4 protein-coding genes are annotated in these 5,603 nt (G+C 54.2%); 3 read left to right on the top strand and 1 reads right to left on the bottom strand.

The genetic code is table 11. The features are described 5' to 3' along the window. Positions 1 to 108: 108 nt before the first annotated feature. Positions 109 to 846: an outer membrane protein assembly factor BamD gene (gene bamD / locus IM299_RS22725; protein WP_023308867.1), complete on the bottom strand. Its 738-nt coding sequence runs from the start codon at positions 844 to 846 to the stop codon at positions 109 to 111. A gap of 131 nt (positions 847 to 977) precedes the next feature. On the opposite strand from bamD, the gene rluD reads away from it, so the two are divergent. From rluD to clpB, 3 genes are all read left to right on the top strand, one after another. Then, positions 978 to 1,958: a 23S rRNA pseudouridine(1911/1915/1917) synthase RluD gene (gene rluD, locus IM299_RS22720; protein ID WP_028014116.1), complete on the top strand. Its 981-nt coding sequence runs from the start codon at positions 978 to 980 to the stop codon at positions 1,956 to 1,958. Continuing rightward, positions 1,955 to 2,686, top strand: a complete 732-nt coding sequence (gene yfiH / locus IM299_RS22715) for a purine nucleoside phosphorylase YfiH (RefSeq protein ID WP_041908642.1) — start codon at positions 1,955 to 1,957, stop codon at positions 2,684 to 2,686. The genes rluD and yfiH overlap by 4 nt, the downstream gene beginning before the upstream one ends. A 129-nt stretch (positions 2,687 to 2,815) precedes the next feature. Beyond that, positions 2,816 to 5,389 carry an ATP-dependent chaperone ClpB gene (gene clpB, locus IM299_RS22710; protein WP_041908644.1) on the top strand — a complete coding sequence of 858 codons (2,574 nt, stop codon included), beginning with the start codon at positions 2,816 to 2,818 and terminating at the stop codon, positions 5,387 to 5,389. Positions 5,390 to 5,603: the final 214 nt, after the last annotated feature.

Here is a 5,603-nt window from a genome sequence, read left to right as displayed (position 1 = left end):
GAAACGGGTAAACATTTCCGGATTCTTACACAGCCACTGGATCGGTCAACCGATCCTTAACTGATCGGCATTACAGCCTTCGGGCTGCCGTTTTGCATTGAAGCGATATCACGTGTTGCTGCTGTTCGCGGCGATGATTTTCGCCACTTTTTCAGCCTGAGCGGTCATCTGCATCTGACGGTAAGCATTTTCCATCAGCTTCAGGCCGTCGCGCGTTGCCTGAGTATCCGGGTAATCACGCAGCATACCTTCTACGCGGTTAACCACGGCAACCCATGCGCCACGGCGGGTATAGTATTCCGCAACGGAGTACTCATATTTCGCCAGACGATCTTTCAGGAACACCAGACGTTTGGTGGCGTCGGTCACGTACTGACTGTTCGGATAGCCGCGCACCAGCTTGGAGAAGTCATTGAAGGCGTCGCGCGCATGCTGCGGGTCACGGTCGGAGCGATCTACGCCGAAGAAGCCCTGCAGGGCGCTGTCGTCCAGCGCCATGTTGGTCAGGCCGCGCATGTACATGACGTAGTCGATGTTAGGATGAGTCGGGTTCAGACGCATGAAACGATCGATAGTTGCCTGAGCCAGCGGCAGATCGGCATTTTTGTAGTAGGCGTAGATAAGATCTAACTGTACCTGCTGCGAATACGGACCAAATGGATAGCGATTATCCAACGCTTCCAGTTGCGTTATCGCCTGTTTCCAGTTACCGTCCTGCAACTTTTGTTGTGCAGTCGCATAGATTTCATTCGGCGGATTGTCAGGGACCTGTTCATTCGAACCGGAGCAGCCCACCAAAGCCAGGCTCAACGTGGCCGCTGCCACCAGATATTTCATGCGCGTCATGACGTTTTGACTTTCCTCAAATGTTTGTCCGGGAGAAACTCTGTTCCTGCTCCCGATTAAGACCAGCTACAATAGCACACTATATTAAACGGCAAAGCCGTAAAACCCAACGTTAAACAAAGAAGCAGTTTATGGCACAACGAGTAGAACTCACCGCAACAGTCTCCGAAAATCAGCTCGGTCAACGCTTAGATCAGGCTTTGGCCGAATTGTTCCCTGATTATTCGCGTTCACGCATAAAAGAATGGATCCTTGACCAGCGCGTGCTGGTAAACGGCAAGATCTGGGACAAACCAAAAGAGAAAGTGTTTGGTGGGGAAGCTGTTGCCATCAATGCTGAAATCGAAGAGGAAATCCGCTTCGAGCCGCAGGATATCCCATTGGACATCGTCTATGAAGATGATGACATTCTGGTGATCAACAAGCCGCGCGACCTGGTTGTTCATCCGGGCGCAGGGAATCCAGACGGTACGGTACTTAACGCACTTCTTCATTATTATCCGCCGATTGCGGATGTCCCACGTGCAGGCATCGTTCACCGTCTGGATAAAGACACCACCGGCCTGATGGTGGTGGCGAAGACCGTTCCCGCTCAAACCCGTCTGGTGGAGTCGCTGCAGCTGCGTGAGATTACTCGCGAATATGAAGCGGTGGCGATTGGACACATGACCGCTGGCGGCACGGTAGAAGAGCCGATCAGCCGTCACCCGACGAAACGTACCCATATGTCGGTGCATCCGATGGGTAAACCGGCGGTGACGCACTATCGCATTATGGAGCACTTCCGTATTCATACCCGCCTGCGCCTGCGCCTGGAAACCGGTCGTACTCACCAGATCCGCGTACACATGGCGCACATTACCCATCCGCTGGTGGGGGATCAGGTGTACGGCGGTCGTCCGCGTCCGCCAAAAGGCGCGTCGGATGAGTTCATCAGCGTATTGCGTAAATTCGATCGTCAGGCGCTGCACGCGACCATGCTGCGTCTTTATCACCCAATCAGTGGTATCCAGATGGAATGGCATGCGCCTATCCCGCAGGATATGGTGGAACTCATTGATGCCATGCGTGCCGATTTCGAAGAACATAAGGATCAAGTGGACTGGTTATGACCAAACTGATTGTCCCGGAGTGGCCGCTGCCTGCAGGCGTGGCCGCCTGTAGTTCGACCCGTATTGGCGGCGTGAGCCAGGGCGCGTGGGAGTCTTTAAACCTCGGCGCACACTGCGGCGACAGCCTGGAACACGTTGAAGAGAACCGCACGCGTCTGTTTGCTGCGGGAAATCTGCCGTCGAAGCCGGTTTGGCTGGAGCAGGTTCACGGCAAAGCGGTACTGAAGCTGACGGGAGAACCTTACGCTTCCAAACGCGCCGATGCTTCTTACAGTAATACGCCGGGCACGGTTTGTGCCGTAATGACCGCCGATTGTCTGCCGGTTCTGTTTTGTAACCGTGCCGGTACGGAGGTGGCAGCAGCGCACGCGGGCTGGCGTGGCTTATGCGAGGGCGTGCTGGAAGAGACCGTCGCCTGCTTCAATGATGATCCCGCCAATATCATGGCCTGGCTAGGTCCGGCGATTGGCCCTCGTGCTTTTGAAGTGGGGCCGGAGGTTCGCGAAGCATTCATGGAAAAAGATCCGCAAGCCATTGAGGCCTTCCTGCCTGCCGGGGAAAAATATCTGGCGGATATTTACCAGCTTGCCCGCCAGCGTCTGAATAATATTGGCGTAACGCAGATCTTCGGCGGCGATCGCTGTACGTTCACCGAAAAGGGTGATTTTTTCTCCTATCGCCGCGACAAGACGACGGGTCGTATGGCAAGTTTCATTTGGCTGATATAACCTAAAGAATCAAGACGATCCGGCACGTGCCGTTTTCTTTTCACTTAATTCAGGTCATTAACCTTGAATAATTGAGGGATGACCTCATTTAATCTCCAGTAGCAAATTTGACCTGTTATGGGAGGAGTTATGCGTCTGGATCGTCTTACTAATAAATTCCAGCTTGCTCTCGCCGATGCCCAGTCCCTTGCACTGGGGCACGACAACCAATTCATCGAACCTCTTCATTTAATGAGCGCCTTGCTAAATCAGGAAGGGGGATCGGTACGTCCTTTATTAACGTCTGCTGGCATTAATGCTGGCCAGTTACGCACCGCTATCGATCAGGCGCTGAGCCGTTTACCGCAGGTAGAAGGTACCGGCGGCGACGTTCAACCGTCGCAGGATCTGGTGCGCGTGCTGAACCTTTGCGACAAGCTGGCGCAAAAACGTGGGGACAACTTTATTTCGTCGGAGCTCTTTGTTCTGGCGGCGCTTGAATCACGCGGTACCTTGACCGACCTGCTGAAATCTGCCGGTGCAACCACCGCCAATGTGACTCAGGCGATTGAGAAAATGCGCGGAGGTGAAAGCGTGAACGATCAGGGAGCCGAAGACCAACGTCAGGCTTTGAAGAAATTTACGGTCGATCTGACCGAACGTGCCGAGCAGGGCAAACTTGACCCGGTTATCGGCCGTGACGAAGAGATCCGCCGTACGATTCAGGTACTGCAGCGTCGTACCAAAAACAACCCGGTACTGATTGGTGAGCCGGGGGTCGGTAAAACCGCCATCGTTGAAGGGCTTGCGCAGCGTATCGTAAACGGTGAAGTGCCGGAAGGGTTGAAAGGCCGCCGCGTACTGGCGCTGGATATGGGCGCGCTGGTGGCCGGGGCGAAATACCGCGGTGAGTTTGAAGAGCGTTTGAAAGGCGTGCTTAACGACCTGGCGAAACAGGAAGGCAACGTCATTCTGTTTATCGACGAACTGCACACCATGGTGGGGGCTGGTAAGGCTGACGGCGCGATGGATGCCGGGAACATGCTGAAACCTGCGCTGGCGCGCGGTGAACTTCACTGCGTCGGTGCCACCACGCTGGATGAGTACCGTCAGTACATTGAGAAAGATGCCGCTCTGGAACGTCGTTTCCAGAAAGTGTTTGTTGCCGAGCCAAGCGTTGAAGATACCATCGCGATCCTGCGTGGTCTGAAAGAGCGTTATGAACTGCACCACCATGTGCAGATTACTGACCCGGCCATCGTTGCGGCGGCGACGCTTTCGCATCGTTATATCGCCGATCGTCAGTTGCCTGATAAAGCAATCGACCTGATCGATGAAGCAGCGTCGAGCATTCGTATGCAGATTGACTCGAAGCCGGAAGAACTGGACCGACTCGACCGCCGCATCATTCAGCTCAAGCTGGAACAGCAGGCGCTGAAAAAAGAGTCTGATGAAGCCAGTAAGAAACGCCTGGATATGCTCAATGAAGAGCTGGACGATAAAGAGCGCCAGTATTCTGAGCTGGAAGAAGAGTGGAAAGCCGAGAAAGCCTCCCTCTCTGGCACGCAAACCATTAAAGCGGAACTCGAACAGGCCAAAATTGCCATTGAGCAGGCTCGCCGTGTGGGTGACCTGGCACGTATGTCTGAACTGCAGTACGGCAAAATCCCTGAGCTGGAGAAACAGCTTGAGATCGCCACGCAGTCTGAAGGCAAAACCATGCGTCTGTTACGTAATAAAGTGACGGATGCCGAAATTGCCGAAGTGCTCGCTCGCTGGACCGGTATTCCGGTGGCGCGCATGATGGAAAGCGAACGCGATAAGCTGCTGCGTATGGAGCAGGATCTGCATCAGCGGGTGATTGGTCAGGACGAGGCGGTTGAAGCGGTCTCCAACGCTATTCGCCGTAGCCGTGCAGGGCTGTCCGATCCAAATCGCCCGATCGGTTCGTTCCTGTTCCTGGGGCCGACCGGTGTCGGTAAAACCGAACTGTGTAAAGCGCTGGCAAACTTTATGTTCGACAGCGACGATGCGATGGTGCGTATCGACATGTCCGAGTTCATGGAGAAACACTCCGTCTCGCGCCTGGTCGGTGCGCCTCCGGGATATGTTGGTTATGAAGAGGGCGGCTACCTGACCGAAGCGGTGCGCCGGCGTCCTTATTCCGTCATCCTGCTGGATGAGGTGGAAAAAGCGCATCCGGATGTGTTCAACATCCTGCTTCAGGTGCTGGATGATGGTCGTCTGACAGACGGGCAGGGGAGAACGGTCGATTTCCGTAATACGGTCGTCATCATGACCTCGAACCTGGGTTCCGATTTGATTCAGGAACGTTTCGGTGAGCTGGACTACAGCCATATGAAGGATCTGGTGCTCGGTGTGGTGAGCCATAACTTCCGTCCGGAGTTCATTAACCGTATTGACGAAGTGGTGGTATTCCATCCTCTGGGAGAGAAACACATTGCGTCGATTGCGCAGATCCAGCTGCAGCGTCTGTACAAACGTCTGGAAGAGCGTGGATATGAAATTCACATCTCCGACGATGCGCTGAAGCTGCTGAGCGAGAATGGTTACGATCCGGTTTATGGTGCGCGTCCACTGAAACGTGCTATTCAGCAGCAGATAGAAAACCCGCTGGCGCAGCAGATCCTCTCCGGAGAACTGATTCCGGGCAAAGTTATCCGTCTGGAAGCCAACGACGATCGTATTGTGGCAGTGCAGTAAGTCACAAAACGCAAAAACGAGCCGCTTGCGGCTCGTTTTTGTTTAAAAGCCAGGCGAAAATTGAGGTCTGGGATGCGTTTTGCCTGGAAAGTGAGCAGTCAGTAAATAATTTTCACTTTATCCTTGCAGCTTCGGAATTACTCCCTATAATGCGCCTCCACTGACACGGAACAACGGCACACACGCCGCCGGGTCAGCAGAGAACAGCGAAAAT

Source organism: Enterobacter cloacae complex sp. P47BA, from assembly GCF_014930485.1.
GTDB classification, from domain to species: domain Bacteria; phylum Pseudomonadota; class Gammaproteobacteria; order Enterobacterales; family Enterobacteriaceae; genus Enterobacter; species Enterobacter bugandensis.
Note: the sequence above shows the minus strand (reverse complement) of the source record. Positions and strands in the feature narration are given on the sequence as shown.

What these genes read in the sequence shown, in the direction of transcription:
- bamD (WP_023308867.1), bottom strand. Translation starts at nt 846, where the DNA reads ATGACGCGCATGAAATATCTGGTGGCAGCGGCCACGTTGAGCCTGGCT.
- rluD (WP_028014116.1), top strand. Translation starts at nt 978, where the DNA reads ATGGCACAACGAGTAGAACTCACCGCAACAGTCTCCGAAAATCAGCTC.
- yfiH (WP_041908642.1), top strand. Translation starts at nt 1,955, where the DNA reads ATGACCAAACTGATTGTCCCGGAGTGGCCGCTGCCTGCAGGCGTGGCC.
- clpB (WP_041908644.1), top strand. Translation starts at nt 2,816, where the DNA reads ATGCGTCTGGATCGTCTTACTAATAAATTCCAGCTTGCTCTCGCCGAT.